Consider the following 19,120-nt stretch of genomic DNA (forward strand, 5'->3'; position numbering starts at 1 on the left):
TCAACGTTTTAAATATTTTATGAAAAACCTATTTATATTAGCATTAACGACACTGATGGCAATTATGGCATCGTGCAAAAGCAAGACCGCCTCAACAACCGGTATCGCTGATACATTAGCATCAAATCCATTGATCACAAAAAGCACGCTCGATTTTGGGGTGCCTGCTTTTGATAAAATTAAAGATGCAGATTTTCAACCGGCTTTTGACCAGGGAATAAAGGAAGAACTCGCAGAGATCGATACTATAGCCAATAACCCTGCCACCCCTACGTTCGACAATACTTTAGTAGCATTAGAAAAAAGCGGGCAATTATTAAACCGGGTAAATGGCGTATATAATTTATTGTCATCTGCCAATACCGATCCTGTACTTGAAAAGTTAGATGAAGCCATAGCGCCCAAACTGGCAGGTTTACAAGATGCCATCTATTTGAATACCAAATTATATAATCGCGTTGAAGCAATTTATCAGCAAAAGAGCGCTTTAAAGCTTGATTCGGAGTCGACCCGCTTGTTAGATTATTACGACCAGGAATTTAAGCTGGCCGGCGCTAACTTATCAGAAAGTAACAAAGATACACTAAAGAAATATAACCAGGAAGAAGCCGGCTTAAGCGCTAAATTCACCAATATGGTATTAGCGGCAAACAAGGCGGGTGCTCTGTTAGTGAGCAATAAAGCCGATCTGGCAGGTTTGCCTGATGCCGATTTACAAGCGGCGGCGGCCAATGCAAAAGCAGCCGGGCACTACAGGCAATGGCTGATATCATTAAAAAACACAACTACTCAGCCAGCGTTACAATCACTTAGTAACCGTGCAACGCGCCAAAAATTGTTTGAGGCATCCTATACCCGTACAGAAAAAGGCGATTCAAACGATACGCGCGCCGTTATTGAGCACATTGCCAAAATACGTGCTTTAAAAGCTCAATTGGTTGGCTTTAAAAATTACGCCGATTGGAAACTGCGCGATCAGATGGCTAAATCACCAGAGGCAGTTGATAGCTTTCTGAGCAAACTAATCCCGGCAGCTACAGCCAAAGCACGAGCTGAAGCTGTAGACATACAAGCTGCTATCGATCAACAAAAAGGGGGATTTAAATTACAGCCCTGGGACTGGGATTTTTATGCCGAGCAAGTACGCAAAGCTAAATATGACTTAAACGAAGATGAGATCAAACCTTATTTTGAAATCAATAAAGTATTGCAGGATGGTGTATTTTATGCTGCTAATCAATTATACGGTTTAACCTTTAAGGAGCGTAAGGATTTGCCGGTTTACGAACCAACTGTGCGCGTTTTTAATGTGTATGATAAGGATGGCACCCAGCTTGGCATATTTTATTGCGATTACTTTAAACGTGACAATAAAAATGGTGGCGCGTGGATGAGCAACATCACCAACCAGTCAAAATTATTAGGGTTGAAACCCGTAATTTACAATATCTGTAACTTTACAAAACCTGCAGCAGGCCAGCCAGCTTTGATCAGTTATGAAGATGTTACCACTATGTTCCATGAATTTGGGCATGCACTACATGGTTTTTTTGCCAGTCAGCAATATCCAAGTCTTTCAGGAACTAATGTAGCTCGCGACTATGTCGAGTTCCCATCTCAATTTAATGAGCATTGGGCTTTGTATCCACAGGTTTTAAAACATTATGCTGTGCATTATAAAACAGGCCAGCCAATGCCCCAAGCATTAATTGATAAAATTAAAAAAGCAGGCACTTTTAACCAGGGCTATGCCTTAACCGAGGCTTTGGCTGATGATGCCATTGATATGAAATGGCACGAGTTGCCGGGTAATGCACCGTTACAGGCGGCCGATAAATTTGAAGCCGCCTCATTACAGCAAGCAGGTTTAAATTTACCACAGGTTCCACCGCGTTACCGTTCAAGCTATTTCTTACACATCTGGAGCAATGGTTATGCAGCGGGTTATTATGCTTATGCATGGACTGAAATGCTGGATGATGATGCATTTTCCTGGTTTACTGAAAATGGTGGCCTTACAAGGGCAAATGGCCAACGTTTTAGAGATATGATTTTATCTCGCGGTAATACTATTGAATACGGTAAAATGTTCCGCGATTTCCGCGGACATAACCCGGATATCAAACCAATGGAAAAAGACCGCGGTTTAATTCCGCAATAAGGCAACCATTGTTCTTAAATTGCGTTATGATAATAGGTTAATGGACAAATTATGAATGTAAAAGAAGTTGAACGACTGATCAAGATCAGCAAGGAGCATCCATTAATGCCGGAAACTTATATCCCCTGGCAATTAGAACCGGAACCTGATGATATTTTCCTTCCTGAAGTGCTCGCATCACTTCAGGGCCTGGATATTTATGATACGCTTACACCTACCCAAAAACTTGAACTCGGCAGGCATGAATTAGTGCAGGTAATTTCATCGTACGCCTGGGGCGAATGCCTCTTTTGTTTGTTTATGACAAGGCATATTTTAACATTACCTCAACATGATGCCGAGCATCGCTTTTTGTTAAGGGAACTGATCGAGGAATTCCGCCACCAGGAAATGTTCGGGCAGGCAATCCAAAAATTGGGCGGCGAACCCATAGCTCAAAATGGTTTACATAAATTCTTCGGCATGTTTAGTAATAAATACCTGCCAGCCGACTACCTGTTTATGGGCAGTGTTTCTGTTGAGCTGGTGACTGATGTTTACGGCAATTATGCACGAAGGTCACCAAACATTTATCCTGTATTAAAGAAGATGTTCGACCTTCACAATATTGAAGAAGGCAGACATATCCTATTTACTAAAAGCATCTTAAAAACATATTCTGCTAAAGCCGGATATATTAAACGGACTTTGTATAGTTACGTGATCTTATTCAATATTCTTTTTGTGCGAACTATGTATGTTAAACGCGAAATTTACGAACGTATAGGAATGGAAAACCCTGATCAGGCCTACAAACTCGCACAAAGGAACTTTAAGCAAAAATTTGCCGATAAATGCTTAAAGGATATTTTTGAATTTGTTGACAGCTGGAAAGGCTTTAACAATTTAACACGTTGGGCATGGCGGTTGATATTAGGGGCTAAGGTCTAATCTCAATCAAATAAAAAAGCAATCTTAAATTTAAGATTGCTTTTTTATTTCATGTAACTTCAATAATTATCCAATCACCTCGTTAATGCTCATTTCCTTAATTTCCTTGCTTTCATTTGGTCTGCCATTTTTAAATGCTTTACGTGGTGTTAAGCCAAGTAATTCAAACATAGCCATATCAGTATCAAAAGAGGGATTTGGGGTAGTCAATAATTTTTCACCGGCAAATAATGAATTTGCACCCGCCATAAAACACATCGCTTGCTCAACAGTGCTCATTTCAGTTCTTCCTGCTGATAAACGTACTACGGTTTTAGGCATGATGATGCGGGTTGTGGCAATCATCCTCACCATATCCCAAACAGAAACGCGCGGCTGATCAGCCAAAGGTGTGCCTTTTACCGGCACTAAGGCATTAATCGGCACTGATTCCGGATGTTTTGGAAGGTTTGACAATGTTTTAAGCATAGATATCCTATCTTCAACAGTTTCACCTAAACCGATGATGCCGCCACTGCAAACTGTAATTTTGGCTTTACGTACATGCTCTAAAGTTTGCAAACGATCATCATATGTGCGGGTAGTGATGATACGTTTGTAATCATCTTCAGAAGTATCCAGGTTATGGTTGTAAGCATATAAACCGGCATCAGCAAGGCGTTGCGCCTGGCTTTCGGTAAGCATACCTAAAGTACAGCAAACCTCCATATCCATGGCATTCACAGCTTTTACCATATCAATAACTTTATCGAAATCCTTATTATCACGTACCTCGCGCCATGCAGCGCCCATACACAATCTTGATGCACCGCCATCTTTTGCCTTTTGAGCTACAGCAACAACCTCTTCTTTCGGCATTATTGCATGCACGTCAACACCTGTATTGTAACGTGCTGCTTGCGGACAATAAGCACAATCTTCAGGGCAACCACCAGTTTTAATGGAGATCAGCGAACTAATCTGTACCTCAGAATAATCCTTATTCTCGCGGTGAACGGTAGCTGCCTGGTAAATCAGGTCTAATAATGGGGTATGGTATATTTCAGAAATCTCTTCTTTTGTCCAGTTGTTTCTTACTTCTGTCATTACGTGAAAATTTATAATTTAACAAATTAATGCTGCAGCAGCATATGTAAATGCTGTAACGAATCTATGTGTTTTTCTAATTGTAAATGCTTAAGTGCTTTTAAGTGTTTTTCTTCTACTATCCGGGGAAGCAATAGCTGGGTTGCAAACCACAACGGTAATAAAAACCCGGCACAATCGGTAAATGTGGTGATAATGATTGATGACGCAACAGCAGGATCAATCCCAACTCTTTTAAGCACTAATGGTATTGATGAACCTGTTAGTCCGGCAACTATTAAATTACCTGTCATCGCTAAAAATAACACTAAACCAAGCATTGGGTCTGCATCATAAAATAAAGCGATGAAAAATACTATTATACCGTTTGCCGCACCGTTCAGTAATCCAACCAAGAATTCTTTTAAAACAGCATTATAGGCTTGGCTATCGGTCAAATCAGTTAATGATATACGCCTAACGGTTACCGCCAGAGCCTGCGTAGCAGAGTTACCACCCATGCCAGCAATAATAGTCATATAAGCAGCAAGTATTGGCAATTGCGCTACGGTATCATCAAAATGACGAATAATTGAAGCGGCCAGATAAGCCGTACCCAAATTGATGATCAACCATGGCAAGCGGCTCTTAACAGCTTCCTTCCAATTACCGCTCAGTTCCTCGTCTTCAGATACACCGGATATTTTCAACATATCCTCGGTACTTTCCTGCTCCATTACGTCGATGATATCATCAACCGTAATTCGGCCTAACAACCTCATGTCGTCGCTAACAACCGGGATGGTTGTGAGGTTATATTGCGAGAACAGCTTAGCTACTTCTTCCTGGTCAAGCTCGGCTTTTACATAAACAAAATCTGTATTAACCAGCTCGCTTATTTTAGCATTGATGCGGGCCTTTATAACATCTTTTAACGATAAGATACCTCTTAAAATGTGTGAATCATCAATAACGTAAATGGTATAGAATTCTTCCATTTCCTCCGACTGGCGGATAATCTCATCAAGCGCCAGCTTTTTATCCATTGTCATTTTTACGCAGATTACCTGGGGGTTCATCAAACCACCCGCGGTATCTTCGTCATAATTCATTAAGGCGCGGATGCTATCGGCATCCTCCTGGTCAAGGTCTTCTAATATTTCCTGCTGTTCATCCTCGTCCAATTGCGAAATAATATCGGTCGCGTCATCATAATCGAGCTCTTCAACAATTTCAGATCGTTTGTCAGGATGCAGGTTGATCAATAACTCACCGGGGCGGTGTTCTTCATCCATTTCCGAAATAACCTCAGAGGCTATATCAGTTGGCAGGACGTTAATGATCTTTTCTTTTGCTTCCTGAGGAAGCTTTGTAAATAGCATGGCAATCTCCGACGGGTGGTATTCCGCCAGAACTTTCTGTAATTCAGCATCATCGCTTTCGAGTGCGGTTTTGATGCGCTGCAGATCGGTTTTATCTATTTCAAAAGATTGCATACTGCAACGAAAGTAATGAATTAAAGCCTAAAAACAGGCATTAAAAAACACTTTAGAATTCTTAAAAAGATTAATATTGAATCTATAAGGCTAACTTAATTTTAGTACCTTTTAAATTTTCAAACTTATCAATAGTCCTGTTCACCTGCATTTTTCGGATGGCGATTTTTACCATGCAATTATTATCAAACGATTGTTCTAAAACAATAAGATTATCTTCTTTGATAATCTTCATAACATCATTCATTTGCTGATAATCAAAATTGATGATATAAATATCGTCCAACGTTTTTTCAATTATAGTGGTGTTAGCCAACGCTTCTTCGGTAGTAACTTTATAGGCATTGATCAGGCCCGGAACACCTAATAAAGTTCCTCCGAAGTATCGTACCACAACTACAAGCGTGTTGGTGATGTTGCGGGATAACAGTGTATTTAAAATTGGCCGGCCGGCTGTTCCTGCAGGTTCGCCGTCGTCATTGATCCTGAACACCGAACGATCAATCCCCAAACGCACCGCCCAGCAATGGTGGTTTGCTTTTGGGTGCTCTGTTTTTAGCTTTGCAAGGATCGGTTTTATGTCTGCTTCAGCAATTATCGGGTAGGCGAAAGCTAAGAATTTACTCCCGCGATCCCGGAAAATAGCTTCGGACGGTTTTTCGATGGTGAGGTAAGTATCGTCGAACAACATTAAAAAATATTAGCGTATGAAATAATAATAATAGAAACTATGGCTAATGCGATGCCAATTTTATTTATAAGGCTAAGTTTTTCTTTAAAAATAACGAATCCAACAAGGGCTCCTACTACAATGACCCCGATGTTCATTGCTGAGAAAACCGTCGAGGGACTTTTAGCCAGCGCCTGGTGCGCTTTGATGTAAAACAGAATGTTGCCAAAATTAGCGATACCCAATATCCACCCAAAGAAAATATGCGGCCATGAAAATTTAGCTTTTTTGGCTCTAAAACGATATACCAAAACCAGTAATGAAAGCACGAACGCGATCAGGTAAACCATAAATAGCGAGGCTGTGTATGGGACGGCTTTGTATAGGGCAATTTGCTTAAATAAGATATCGATAAGCCCAAAGCCTATAAATACTACAAAAAGATATAGCCATGTATTGGGTACACTTTTTTTATTGGGCGAGATTTTGTTTTTCCATGGGATAGAACAAATAATAGCAACGAAACCGATAGCAATACCGATGATTTTTAAAGATGATAAATTTTCGTTAAACAATAAAAATGCGGCTATGATCGGAATAAACAACGATAGGCGCTGCGCTACCTCTGTACGCACAATACCATTAAAACGCACACATAAGGCTATCATCATAAAGAGCAAGGGCAATAAAACCCCTAATGCCGTATAGATGTAAATAGGCGATGCCTGCAGGTTATGTAATTGCGGTTTTAAAGATATCCAGGTAAGTACAATAGCAATGGAATAATTCCAGGTGATGGCCTGGAACACATCTATCTGGTAACGTTTGGCCAGTTTTAATAATATGGAAACAATTACACTGCAACAAATACTTAGGAAAACGTATAGCATCGAATGATTATTTATTATAAAAAATTGTTAGGCGGTCACTGCCCAATAAAGCGTCATCATCAATAGTACCGTTTATTTGTGGTGCTTTTATACCATCGTTTAAAATTACCTTCCCGGTAAACACCCGTCCTTCATCCCATAAACCTGCTTTAATAAAAGTGTTTAGTGTATGCGCCCCACCTTCAATAATTACCGACTGCACATCCTGCAAATACAGTTGATATAAAATATATTGCGGAACATAATTATCAAACTCCTCCAGTCCGATGTATTTATTCCTGCCGTCAACATCCGTTTTAATTTCATTGAAAATAAAGGTATCAACTGACTGATCGAACAAATGCAAGCTTGTATCTAACTGCAATTTCCGGTCGATCACCGCTCGCCTTGGTGATCTGCCTTCACCATAACGTACATTCAATTGTGGGTTATCAATAGCTGCAGTTTTATTTCCAATTAAAATAGCATCTTCCTCACTACGCCATTGGTGTACCAGTTTGCGTGATTCGTTGCCGGTTATCCAAAACTGGGTGCCATCTGCCGGTGCAAAATAACCATCCTGGGTTTGTGCCCATTTTAGGATTACGTATGGGCGGTGTTTTTGTACCCGGGTAAAAAACCGGCGGTTAAGCCAGCGGCACTCATCTTCTAAAACCCCTAATACCACCTCAACCCCGGCCGCTTGCAACTTTTCAATACCTTTGCCATTCACCTGGTCGAACGGGTCGCGGCAGCCTACTACTACTTTAGGTATTTGATGTTTTATAATCAAATCAGCACAAGGCGGTGTTTTACCGTAATGCGCACAGGGTTCTAACGATACATAAATAGTCGAATTTTTAAATAGTTCGGCATAATTATCATAATTAGCGATCAACTGGTTTACGGCATTAACCTCAGCATGTGCCCCGCCATATTTTTGATGATAGCCTTCGCCTATTATCTTGCCGTCGAGCACAATTACCGCACCTACCATTGGGTTCGGACTAACCAATCCCTTACCTAATTCGGCAAGTTCAAGGCAGCGACGCATATATATTTCATGACCAGGCATGGTACAAAAGTAGCTTTTATGTTACTTTGTTGTATGAAAACTATTAAGGAAGTATTTGCTGATTTCAAACAAAATCTCACAGCGATATATGATGCCAATGAAAGCGAGGCGCTTACCTTAATGGTCATTAGCGAAATAACCAGTCTTTCAAAAGCACAGGTCAAAGCTTTTCCTGAGAAAGAAATCACAGTTGAACAAGCTGAAAAACTTAACAACATCCTTTCCCGCCTGCAAACCGGTGAGCCGATCCAGTATATTTTAGGCTATACCGAATTTTATGGCATACCTTTTAAGGTGACACCATCAGTGCTCATCCCCCGGCCGGAAACTGAAGAGTTGGTTGAATGGGTGCTTAATTCGGTCGACAAGCATTCAGAACTTACTGTGCTTGACATCGGCACAGGCAGCGGATGCATCGCTATCAGTTTAAAAAAGAATCTGCCTGAAGCAAAAGTTTCGGCTCTCGACATTTCAGGCAATTCTTTGAAAATCGCGAAGCAAAATGCTGAATTAAATAATGCAGATGTTAAATTTATACGAGTGGACATTTTAAATATTAAGTCAGGAATTGAAATTCCGAAATCCGAAATCATAGTTAGTAATCCGCCCTATGTTACTTTGCATGATAAAACCCAAATGCATACCAATGTAACAGATTTTGAACCGCATACTGCCTTGTTTGTGCCAGAGGATGATCCGCTGATCTTTTATAAAGCGATTGCCGACTTCGCTATTGGACACCTAACGGCTGATGGATTTTTGTTTTTTGAGATCAATGAAAAGCTGGGTAATGGTACCGTAGACATGCTAAGGGATAAAGGATTTAAAAACATTGAATTAAGAAAGGATATGAGTGGCAGGGATAGGATGATAAAAGCGAACCGTTGATTAATAAACACGTCATTGCGGGGAACGAAGCAATGACGCTTCTGAAAAAGCATTTAGTTTCTGGGATGAAACTGGATGATCGTCCCCTTCAAAAACTCCCGGTCCAAATGGGTATAAATCTCAGTGGTAGTAATACTCTCATGACCGAGCATTTCCTGAACGGCTCTCAAGTCCGCCCCGCCCTCCACCAAATGCGTGGCAAATGAATGCCGGAACGTATGCGGACTGATCGTTTTTTTTAGCCCAATCTTCTCTGCCAATTGCTTTATCATCGTAAAAATATAAACCCGGCTTATTCTGCTGCCCCGCTGGTTTAAAAACACCATGTCATCCTCACCTTTTTTTATAGACATATGTATCCTCACCTGCTCAATCCAGATCTTTAATGCTTTTATGGCTGATCCACCTATCGGCACCAAACGTTCCTTGCTGCCTTTGCCGGTTACTTTTATAAATTCAATATCGAGGTATAAGCTTGATAATTTAAGTTCTGTAAGCTCAGATACCCGCAACCCGCAACCGTAAAGCACCTCTAATATGGCTTTGTTGCGCGCACCGTCCGCGCGGGATAAGTCGATGGCTGCGATGAGCTTGTTGATATCCTCATAACTTAAGGTATCCGGAAGCTTTCGCTGTATTTTGGGCGATTCTAATAACTCCGACGGATCATCTTTAATAATATCCTCCATCAGCATATATTTATAAAATGCTTTTATGCCTGACAGTATACGAGCCTGAGATGAGGGTATCATGCCCAACTCATTTACCCAATTAATAAACAGGCGCAAATCATTCAGCGTAACATTTTGCGGTTTTAATTTAAAAGGCAACGATTCACTAAACTGGTGTAGTTTATCAATATCCCGGCTATAGGCCTCAATGGAGTTGGGCGAAAGCGATTTTTCCAGTTTTAAATAGGCCTGGAAACCTTTTATTGCCGAACGCCAATCCAATTGATTTTAGTTTTAATGATTTTATGTAAGTTTGAACTAATGAAGATACAAATTATAAACGGCCCAAATTTAAACTTGTTAGGCGTTCGCGAGAAATCAATTTATGGCGATACCGGCTTTGAACCCTATTTAGAGGAATTGCACAAGCGCTATCCTGCTGTACGGATAGATTATTACCAAAGCAATGTTGAGGGTGAGTTGATCAACAAACTGCACGAAATTGGTTTTAACTATGATGGCGTTGTGCTGAATGCAGGCGCTTACACGCATACTTCAGTAGCCATTGCTGATGCTATCGCGGGAATAAATACGCCTGTAATTGAAGTACATATCTCAAACGTTTATAAACGCGAAGAATTCAGGCACCACTCTATGCTGGCGGCAAGCTGCAAGGGTGTTATCGCCGGGTTTGGGCTGGATTCATACAGGTTGGCTATCGAGCATATTTTAACCATTAATAACATATAAAAAAACATATTGCCATCTTATCGCTTTACACAATTCCATGAAAAAAATATTTACTTATAAGCTGTTATTCATATTTTTAATTGGGCTTGGTATTGCACAACAAATATCAGCACAGGAAAGTCGCCTTATTCCGAGAACATTGAGGGAAAAACAACGCCGGGCCATGCATTCCCGCGACTCCCTATTCAGGCTGATCAATAAATCCGATACTTCGATAAATGGCTTACTGCAACGGGTTGAGCAATATACTACATCGTTCAATCAGATAAAAAACACGTTGTCAGTAGGATTAGATACTGTTGATATCGGTACTCAGATACCCTTGCTGCAAAAGCGGTTAGTTAAAATTGACACCCTGATCAATACACACAAGTCAAGCACTTTACGCTACCTGTTTGTTCTGCGCGATATTTTGGACCGAAGCCAGGGTCAGCTTGTAGAATGGCAATCTGATTTGGAAGATATAAATTCTTCGTTAATACAAAATCAAAATGACCTTATAAAGTTTACGAAGGACTCCTTATTAAAAACCTCGCCAAAAGACAGTACCTTAAAAAAAACCTTCTTTGTTCAACGCAGATCGTTGTATGGCTTGTGGCAGAATACCGATGCTACTAATCGTAGCTATCTATCAAAAATCAACCTGCTGCAAGACAAAGTCGCGATTGCATACACTACCGTACTTGATGAATCGGATCACATCGACTCAAAAATAAGAGCCTTTACCGACAAGGCTATTGATGGCGAATTTGGCTATATATGGGAAGCAAGCCCAACATATGCTAATTTTAAAGACCCGCTTAACAGCACTATAAAACTTAACAAACTGCTTTTTAACTATTTCATAAAAAACGAAACTATCACTCATTTTGCAGGCCTGATATTTTTGATTGTTGTGCTTAGCTGGATATTATTTAACCGGGTAAAAATTAAAGAGGACAGCGAGCTTTTAAAAACACTGCCTGATAAAATAAAGTATATTTATAAAAGTCCGCTAACAGCTGCTTTGTTGGTAGCGACTGCAATAGTGCCGTATTTTTATAGTCATCCACCGGTAGTATTTTCTCAAACGTTATTTATATTCCCCATGATATTTGTAATGGTGTTTATAAGAAAAGAGTTCCCGGCAACTAAATTCAGGTTTTTAAATGTACTGTTTTGGATAACCATTATTTATGGTATCAGTAATTTGTTTATCGAAATAACAAATATCGACAGGTTCGTAATCCTGGCATTAAGTATTATCTCCATTACAGCCGGAGTAGTATTTCTTAAAAAGATCAAGCAGCAACCTGATGCCTATCTTCCTTATACCGAAACAATACTTAAGGTATTTATAGGCCTGCAAATTTTATCCTTACTGCTTAACATTACCGGTAGGTTTAGCCTCGCCAAAATAATTGGCGTAACCGCTGCATTTAATTTGTGGCTGCTGGTTATTCTCTATTTTGCTGTACAGGTAATTATAGAAGGAATATTTTTGCAGTTCCATACCAAAAAGGCCAGCAACAGTATACTGGATTGGGTAGACTACACTATAGTAGAAGAAAAATTCAAAAAGATATTACTGCTGCTTGCAAGCTTTGTCTGGTTATTCTTTTTGTTTCAAAATTTAAATATAGATGATGCTGTACGCGATTATGTAAGCGAGGTTTTAAGTCAATCTCACACGGTAGGCGGCGCATCGTTTACATTTGCGGGCTTTGTAATATTTATCGCGGTAATATGGTTATCGTCGATCGTATCCAAGATCATCAGTTATTTTTATGATGTATCATCATTGCGTGCTAATGATCTGTCGGTTATGAAAAAGAAAAACCGTACATCCACCCTTTTGATCAGGCTGGGCGTGTTTTCTGTAGGTTTTATATTAGCGGTCGCCGCGTCAAATTTCCCGTTGGATAAAATCACCATCATCATTAGTGCATTCGGTATTGGTATTGGTTTTGGCCTGCAAAATATCGTAAATAATTTAGTATCGGGTTTAATATTGGCATTTGAGAAGCCCGTACAAATAGGTGATATTATTGAGATCGACAGCCGCTCGGGCACAATCAGGGAAATTGGTGTACGATCAAGCAGGTTAACTACCAGCGATGGCGCCGAAGTAATCATCCCTAACGGCGATATGATATCGCACCATGTAATTAACTGGACGCTGAGTAACAATAACCGCCGGATTGAAATCATTGTAGGTGTTGCCTATGGGTCTGACATTGATAAAGTGAAGCAGTTGCTTAAAGATATGTTGTGTAACCGCGATGATATCATGACCGATCCGGCGCCATCAGTTTTCATGCATAATTAAATGAAAGTTCGGTGGATTTCAGGATGTTTTTTTGGGCAGCGGATATCAGTACCTGGCTTGAACTGAAGAGCAGGGTTTTGGCTGATATCTACAAAAAATTTGCCGAAGAGGGAATTGAGATACCCTTCCCTACAAGAGACATCAATTTACATTTGAAAGACGAGCATATCGCTATAAACAGGTTTGAACCTGAATCAGTAGAAGATAAAGGCGAAGAACCTATAAAACCTAACAAAGGCGAAAATGATAAAGCCGAGGATGTTGATCCGGATGCTAATAAAACTTCTTAGGATCAAGGGAAGTGAAGGTACTTTTCTTTTTAATAAAGAAATCGGCTATAATGCTTCCCCTGTACATTCCTCTTAAATGAGATTGATCTTTGGATATAATCGTTTTTTCAGATTTAAAAAGATGTCGCAGAAAATTGCGGTGGGCTTTGCTCACCGCAGCTGCATCCTTACGCTTACCTTCATTTACAAACCTGATGAGTGCCATCAGATCCATAAAATAACGCAAGGTAATCACAAATATAGATTGCCAAAACGGCAAGTTCTTTTTAAGCAGCAATAGGTTATTCCTGAAGTTTAAATAAGTCTTAAATGGGTTTTCCGTATTTAATGTACCTCCGCCTAAGTGGAAAACTTCGGATTGGGCACAATACATCACCTTATAACCCATGTTCTTTAACCGCCAGCACAGGTCAATCTCTTCCATATGCGCGAAGAAACGATCATCAAAGCCACCGGCTTCATCCCAATATTTCTTTTTGATGAACAAAGCTGCACCAGACGCCCAAAATACTTCGCCGGATTGTTCGTATTGCCCTCTATCCTCTTCTATCTCATAAAACATCCGGCCACGGCAAAAAGGGTAGCCATAACTATCAATAAAACCACCGGCAGCACCGGCATGCTCAAAATGATCCTTTTGCAGATAAGCCTTTATTTTAGGCGCGGCAGCAGCAATAAGCGGGTCACTTTCCATTAATTCAATAACCGGCGCTATCCAGCCGGGGTGAACTTCTACATCAGAGTTAAGCAGGATATAGTAATCAGCTTCAACCTGAGATAAAACCTTGTTATAGCCGCCGGTAAAGCCATAGTTAGCACCGGTTTCAATTATCCTGATCGATGGGTATATTCCCTTAACAAACGCAACCGACTCATCAGTTGAGCCGTTATCGCCCATCACAATGTCCAGGTTAGGCCAAACAGAACTTAACACCGAAGGCAGGAACGTGCGCAAATGTTCAACGCCGTTCCAGTTTAAAATAACAATAGCAACTTTGGGTGTATAATTCATCCTATGATTTATCCTCCGGCTTAAACTTCCATCGCCTGTGCGACCATAACCAATACGGCGGATCGCGGCGGATCATGTTTTCTAAAAGGGTTACGTATTTGGAGGTAATTTCGTACTCTCCTGTTTCCTTGGGGTTTTCGGTTAAAGGAACTGCAGTATATTCGTAATGCCCTCTTTTTATATATTTCAAATCACAAAATACAACAACGGGGTTAGTAAGTTTGGCTATTTTCTCAATTCCCAGGAAAAATGCCGTTGGCTGATTTAAAAAAGTGGTGAAGTAAAATGCCTCATGTTTTACCGGTGTTTGATCGGCTACAAAAACACTCATGGTAACTTCGTCTTTTGCTTTAACTATGGTGCGTAATACATTTTTCATTGACACCATTTCGGCACCAAACCTTGTGCGCATATTATCAAAAAAATCATTAAACGAGTTGTTGGTTAAAGGCTTATATACGATCAGTAATCTTTGTTTAACAATCAAACTTACCCATAATGCCGACATCTCCCAGTTGCCGTAATGGCCGGCCGCCAACATCACGCTTTTGCCACTATTTAAATAATCAGTAACTAGATAATCATTGGTGGCCTTCATTCTTTTATGAATACTTTTTTTTGATATGGTTACCATTTTTATAGTTTCAACCATCAGGTCAGCCAGGTATTTATAATATTTTCTTTCGATAGAATGGCGCTCTTCTACTGATTTTTCCGGGAACGCATTATGCAGATTTTCCTGTACTACCTTACGACGATAACCTACTACGTAATAGATCATCACAAATAAAAAATCAGAAATTAAGTATAAAAACCAAAAGGGCAACAGGGAGACCAGGTATAGAAAAAACACGCCTAATCTTGAAAGCCCTTTATTTATCATTATTTTCGCCCAATTTTTATCTGCAAACATAAAAAAATATATGATTGAAAGTGGCGCCGTTTTGCCGATGTGCTATCTCCCTCCGGTTGAATTTTTTGTTGAGCTTAATAAGCATAAGCCCAATATTTTAATTGAGCGCGAAGAGCATTTTCCTAAACAAACCTATCGTAACCGGGCAAATATCTGCTCGCCAGATGGTGTTTTGGCATTGACCGTCCCGGTTGTAAAAGGCTCAAAAAATCACACTTCAATAAAAGAAGTAAAGATCAGTTACGATTTTAGGTGGCAGCGTTTACACTGGATGGGCTTGCAGGCCTGTTATCGCCGTTCGGCTTATTTCGAGTATTATGAAGATGATTTTGCTCCGTTTTATGAGAAGAACTTTGAGTATTTGTTTGATTACAACCAAACTTTATTAGAATTGCTGGTTAAGCTCACCAAAATAAAGACTACGCTATCATATACTGAAACTTACGAAGGCGCCTACCCTGCGCTTACCGATCTAAGAAATAGGATCAATCCAAAATCTGATCATGTATTTGATCAAAAACCTTACTTCCAGGTTTTTGAAGAGAAAAACGGCTTTATCAAAAACCTAAGTATTGTCGACCTGCTATTTAACCAGGGGCCGCAGGCTTTAAATTACCTGTAAAACTTTTCCACATTTATTTGTATTTGCTAATATTTTTAGCAATTTTGTTTTGTGAATCAAAACTCCATCTAAGTAAAGGCCGAGCCACGTGTACTGTTTGTGGATATGAACAGTTTTTTTGCCCGCTGCGAGCAGCAGGTAAACTACTGGCTGCGTAACCGCCCGGTTGGTGTATGTGTTTATACCGGCAAGTATGGTTGTGTGATCTCCTTATCTACAGAAGCTAAAGAATTAGGCATCAAAGCTGGCACACGTTTGAACGAGGTAATGGCGGTCCATCCTGATTTTATCCCGATCGAGAGTAACCCGGCACGTTATCGACAGTTTCACACCAAAATAATTAATGTTTTACAGCAGCATTGCCAGGATGTAGTGCCTAAAAGTATTGATGAGGCCATTATCAACCTTACCAATTATGAGCACGCCGACCCGCTTACCATCGCGCGACAAATTAAACGGGATATTTTAACTAAAGTGGGCGATTTTTTGGAATGCTCGGTAGGTATAGCGCCAAATGCTTTTTTAGCCAAGCTGGCTTCGGTTCGCGGTAAAAAGAAAGGCGGTTTGATGATGATCACTCCGCAAAATATTGATGAAGTTTTGAAAGATTTAAAATTGGGGGATCTGCCGGGCATTGGGGCAAACATGTCTTATAGATTGGAGCGTGCCGGCATCAAAACCCCGCTCGAGATGCGTTATGCCAGTCCGCAACGGTTAAAAACTATTTTTAAAAGTATTGATGGTATTTACTGGCATTATCGCTTAAATTTCATCGAAACCAATATTGTAGCTCATGATTACAAGGGGATGCAGGCCATGCGCCAAATCTCCGCAGAAAAAAGACAACAACCGGAATACATTGAACAATTGTTCATGACACTCTGCCTCACGCTGGAAAAGCGAATGGGTCCATCACAAATTTTATTGTAAGTCGATTGGTTTTACGGCCCGCTATGAAGACGGTACCCGATGGGATGATGGCTTTGCTATAACATTACCTGTACAGGATGCCGTTAGCCTGATGCGCATGATAAAACTTAGGGTGGCTAAGTTTGAAAAATTAACCGGTACAGGGCCGGTTTTTAACAGCGATATCATCCAGATGCGCGTGGCTGTAACCAACTTTGTGAATACCGGCAATATGTTTTACAGCCTTTTTGATGATATGGAACGCAAGGACACCGCCTTGAAAACCATGCATGAGATCAAGGGCAAGTTTGGTGCTGATAAATTGATCCGCGCTATGGAAATGACCGATGGTAAAGTTATTAAGGATGTGATTGGGTTTGGGTCGGTAAAAGATTTGACGGACCTGGATTATAAAATGCCGGTACAATCTTCCGTCAAACGTGCTGCCAATAAAGAATTGTTCGATTAATTAAACTGATGCCTGAACTCAAGCGGTGAGGCATTGGTTTTATTCTTGAATAGTTTGCTGAATGATTGCGGGTACTCAAAGCCTAACCGATATGCTATTTCGCTGACAGATAATGATGTTGTAGTAAGTATCTCTTTGGCTTTTTCAATTAGTTTATCGTGTATATGCTGCTGCGTACTTTGGCCGGTAAGTGAACGTAACATATCGCTTAAGTAATTTGGAGAGATGTTTAATTCCTGTGAAATGTATTGTACCGTGGGTAAACCCATCGCCTGAACCTTATCACTGTTAAAATAATCTGTTAATAGTGTTTCCAGCTTTACTAACAGATCATTACTTGCATTTTTGCGGGTGATGAACTGCCTGTTGTAAAAACGATTGCAATAGTTGAGCAGTAATTCTATTTGAGATATGATCACATCCTGACTATAATTATCAATTACTGATTGATATTCCTGCGCGATATTTTGTACGATGGAAGTCGCCATGGTTTCCTCCTTTTCAGACAAATGCAGAGCCTCGTTAACCGCATAAGAAAAGAAGCCGTAATCTTTAATATTTTTAGCGATCTGGTAGTTCATTAAAAAATCGGGATGAACTACCAGCCACCACCCGTTGAGAGACATCCCTTCAATAATCTCGGTACTAATCACTTGTCCGGGAGAAAAGAATGTCATGATTCCTTCGTCAAAATCATAATAATTCTGACCGTATTTCATTTTTCCTTCAAATCCTTTTTTAATACAGATCGAGTAAAAATTATAGACCACGCTTTGTAAATCGTTACCTTCATAGCATGTTATTTCTGCTAAATTGATCACACTAATCAGCGGATGTTGCGGCTTAGGCAATTGTAGCACGCGATGCAATTCAGAAATTGAATTGAAAATGAATGGGGTGTTAACTGTCTTTTTCATGTAGAAAAATTTAAACCGGAAGAATTAAAATCTTCCGGTTATTTATATTTTACTGATCTATCATTTGCATATTAGCATCATCATACCTCGCTCCGGTAGAAACACCTAAAGGTACGATTTTTTCAAGCCTGTCTATTTCAGGAGCGTTTAAAATGACATTTGCCGCAGCAATGTTTTGCTCAAGATATTTAACGCGCTTAGTGCCGGGGATCGGTAAAAAACCTTTTTCAATGATCCATGCAATGGCCAGTTGCGAAGCTGTAACCTGTTTTTCCTCTGCAAGTTTATTGATTTCGTTTACCAACTCGATGTTTTTATAAAAGTTCTCACCCTGGAAACGTGGTATAGCCTTCCTGAAATCATTATCCGCAAAATCATCGGGAGTTTTAATTTCTCCATTGATGAATCCTCTGCCTAAAGGAGAATAAGCTACAAAACCAATTCCTAATTCTTTTAGTGTACCGGTAATGCCGGCTTCTTCAGGGCCGCGTTCGAAAAATGAATATTCGGTTTGCACAGCAGTTAATGGATGTACAGCATGTGCCTTTTTGATGGTAGCTGATGAAACCTCAGATAAACCAATATAACCTATCTTACCTTCCTTTACCAATTCAGCCATTGCTCCCACAGTTTCCTCAATAGGTGTATTCGGATCTAAACGATGAAGATAATACAGGTCGATATAATCGGTACCTAAATTTTTAAGAGAACGCTCAACAGCCTTTCTCACGTAATCTTTTTGACCGTTTATTCGCCAGGTTAAGTCGCCGTTATCATCAATCTCGTAACCAAACTTAGTGGCGATAATATATTTATCCCGGTTTCCATTAATAGCTTTGGCGACGAGCCTTTCGTTGAATAGTGGCCCATATAGATCAGCGGTATCTAAAAAATTGCCGCCTAATTCTAATGAGCGATGAATAGTTGCGATAGATTCCGCCTCATCAGCTTTGCCATAAATATCATTACCTGCAATTTGGGTCATGCCCATGCAGCCAAGTCCGACCGCCGGTACTATTAATCCCTGGCTGCCTAATTTAATTTTCTTAATGCTTTCCATAGTTTTGAATTGTTTTAACGATACAAAAGTCGGCAGGCGGGCAGC

19 protein-coding genes are annotated in these 19,120 nt (G+C 40.1%); 9 read left to right on the forward strand and 10 right to left on the reverse strand.

Going from position 1 to position 19,120, the window contains the following annotated elements; genetic code table 11:
- Positions 1–19 precede the first annotated feature (19 nt).
- Both ACYZ0U_RS11885 and ACYZ0U_RS11890 read left to right on the forward strand, forming a co-directional pair.
- Positions 20–2,161, forward strand: a complete 2,142-nt coding sequence (locus tag ACYZ0U_RS11885; protein WP_461452484.1) for a M3 family metallopeptidase — start codon at positions 20–22, stop codon at positions 2,159–2,161.
- A 51-nt stretch (positions 2,162–2,212) separates the two neighbouring features.
- Entirely contained in the window at positions 2,213–3,091 is an 879-nt protein-coding gene (locus ACYZ0U_RS11890) for a diiron oxygenase (protein ID WP_461452485.1), read from the forward strand.
- 66 nt (positions 3,092–3,157) lie between these two features.
- Here ACYZ0U_RS11890 and bioB read toward each other — a convergent pair whose 3' ends face one another.
- From bioB to ribD, 5 genes are all read right to left on the reverse strand, one after another.
- Entirely contained in the window at positions 3,158–4,177 is a 1,020-nt protein-coding gene (gene bioB, locus ACYZ0U_RS11895) for a biotin synthase BioB (protein ID WP_461452487.1), read from the reverse strand.
- Between the two features lie 26 nt (positions 4,178–4,203).
- Positions 4,204–5,652: a magnesium transporter gene (gene mgtE, locus ACYZ0U_RS11900; protein WP_461452489.1), complete on the reverse strand. Its 1,449-nt coding sequence runs from the start codon at positions 5,650–5,652 to the stop codon at positions 4,204–4,206.
- A gap of 82 nt (positions 5,653–5,734) precedes the next feature.
- Positions 5,735–6,343, reverse strand: coding sequence for an IMPACT family protein (locus ACYZ0U_RS11905; protein ID WP_461452491.1), 609 nt, complete (start codon positions 6,341–6,343; stop codon positions 5,735–5,737).
- On the reverse strand, positions 6,343–7,212 hold the full coding sequence (locus ACYZ0U_RS11910; protein ID WP_461452493.1) for an EamA family transporter: 870 nt from the start codon (positions 7,210–7,212) through the stop codon (positions 6,343–6,345). Before ACYZ0U_RS11910 ends, ACYZ0U_RS11905 begins: the two co-directional genes overlap by 1 nt.
- A gap of 7 nt (positions 7,213–7,219) precedes the next feature.
- Positions 7,220–8,266, reverse strand: coding sequence for a bifunctional diaminohydroxyphosphoribosylaminopyrimidine deaminase/5-amino-6-(5-phosphoribosylamino)uracil reductase RibD (gene ribD / locus ACYZ0U_RS11915; RefSeq protein ID WP_461452495.1), 1,047 nt, complete (start codon positions 8,264–8,266; stop codon positions 7,220–7,222).
- 33 nt (positions 8,267–8,299) lie between these two features.
- On the opposite strand from ribD, the gene prmC reads away from it, so the two are divergent.
- The gene (gene prmC, locus ACYZ0U_RS11920) at positions 8,300–9,154 is read left to right on the forward strand and encodes a peptide chain release factor N(5)-glutamine methyltransferase (RefSeq protein ID WP_461452496.1); all 855 of its coding nucleotides are present in this window, start codon (positions 8,300–8,302) and stop codon (positions 9,152–9,154) included.
- Between the two features lie 53 nt (positions 9,155–9,207).
- On the opposite strand, the gene xerD is transcribed toward prmC, so the two are convergent.
- Positions 9,208–10,107, reverse strand: a complete 900-nt coding sequence (gene xerD / locus ACYZ0U_RS11925) for a site-specific tyrosine recombinase XerD (RefSeq protein ID WP_461452498.1) — start codon at positions 10,105–10,107, stop codon at positions 9,208–9,210.
- Positions 10,108–10,146: 39 nt separating this feature from the next.
- Here xerD and aroQ point away from each other — a divergent pair, with 39 nt between their 5' ends.
- From aroQ to ACYZ0U_RS11940, 3 genes are read left to right on the forward strand one after another with little or no spacing between them, the layout of a single operon-like run.
- A complete protein-coding gene (aroQ, locus tag ACYZ0U_RS11930; protein WP_461452500.1) occupies positions 10,147–10,575 on the forward strand; it encodes a type II 3-dehydroquinate dehydratase in 429 nt (142 codons plus the stop codon).
- 37 nt (positions 10,576–10,612) lie between these two features.
- Positions 10,613–12,883, forward strand: coding sequence for a mechanosensitive ion channel family protein (locus ACYZ0U_RS11935; RefSeq protein ID WP_461452502.1), 2,271 nt, complete (start codon positions 10,613–10,615; stop codon positions 12,881–12,883).
- 11 nt (positions 12,884–12,894) lie between these two features.
- On the forward strand, positions 12,895–13,173 hold the full coding sequence (locus ACYZ0U_RS11940) for a hypothetical protein (RefSeq protein WP_461452504.1): 279 nt from the start codon (positions 12,895–12,897) through the stop codon (positions 13,171–13,173).
- Here ACYZ0U_RS11940 and ACYZ0U_RS11945 read toward each other — a convergent pair.
- Both ACYZ0U_RS11945 and ACYZ0U_RS11950 read right to left on the reverse strand, forming a co-directional pair.
- Complete coding sequence (locus ACYZ0U_RS11945; protein WP_461452505.1) at positions 13,157–14,185, reverse strand: glycosyltransferase family 2 protein; 1,029 nt, start codon at positions 14,183–14,185, stop codon at positions 13,157–13,159. The two genes, ACYZ0U_RS11940 and ACYZ0U_RS11945, sit on opposite strands and share 17 nt — an antisense overlap.
- A gap of 1 nt (position 14,186) precedes the next feature.
- Complete coding sequence (locus ACYZ0U_RS11950; protein WP_461452507.1) at positions 14,187–15,068, reverse strand: lysophospholipid acyltransferase family protein; 882 nt, start codon at positions 15,066–15,068, stop codon at positions 14,187–14,189.
- Between the two features lie 40 nt (positions 15,069–15,108).
- Between ACYZ0U_RS11950 and ACYZ0U_RS11955 the strand changes: the two genes are divergently transcribed.
- The 3 genes from ACYZ0U_RS11955 (at position 15,109) to ACYZ0U_RS11965 (ending at position 17,098) form a co-directional block, all read left to right on the forward strand.
- Positions 15,109–15,720 (forward strand): WbqC family protein, encoded by a 612-nt coding sequence (locus ACYZ0U_RS11955; RefSeq protein ID WP_461452509.1) that lies wholly within the window; start codon positions 15,109–15,111, stop codon positions 15,718–15,720.
- Positions 15,721–15,825: 105 nt separating this feature from the next.
- Positions 15,826–16,650: a DNA polymerase Y family protein gene (locus ACYZ0U_RS11960; RefSeq protein ID WP_461452511.1), complete on the forward strand. Its 825-nt coding sequence runs from the start codon at positions 15,826–15,828 to the stop codon at positions 16,648–16,650.
- 97 nt (positions 16,651–16,747) lie between these two features.
- The gene (locus ACYZ0U_RS11965; protein WP_461452513.1) at positions 16,748–17,098 is read left to right on the forward strand and encodes a hypothetical protein; all 351 of its coding nucleotides are present in this window, start codon (positions 16,748–16,750) and stop codon (positions 17,096–17,098) included.
- Here ACYZ0U_RS11965 and ACYZ0U_RS11970 read toward each other — a convergent pair.
- Both ACYZ0U_RS11970 and ACYZ0U_RS11975 read right to left on the reverse strand, forming a co-directional pair.
- Positions 17,095–18,015 (reverse strand): helix-turn-helix domain-containing protein, encoded by a 921-nt coding sequence (locus ACYZ0U_RS11970; protein ID WP_461452514.1) that lies wholly within the window; start codon positions 18,013–18,015, stop codon positions 17,095–17,097. The genes ACYZ0U_RS11965 and ACYZ0U_RS11970 overlap by 4 nt on opposite strands.
- Before the next feature lie 49 nt (positions 18,016–18,064).
- Positions 18,065–19,075 (reverse strand): aldo/keto reductase, encoded by a 1,011-nt coding sequence (locus ACYZ0U_RS11975; RefSeq protein ID WP_461452516.1) that lies wholly within the window; start codon positions 19,073–19,075, stop codon positions 18,065–18,067.
- Positions 19,076–19,120: the final 45 nt, after the last annotated feature.

The sequence above is a fragment of the Mucilaginibacter sp. genome (assembly GCF_965225845.1).
In the GTDB taxonomy this organism is placed as follows: domain Bacteria; phylum Bacteroidota; class Bacteroidia; order Sphingobacteriales; family Sphingobacteriaceae; genus Mucilaginibacter.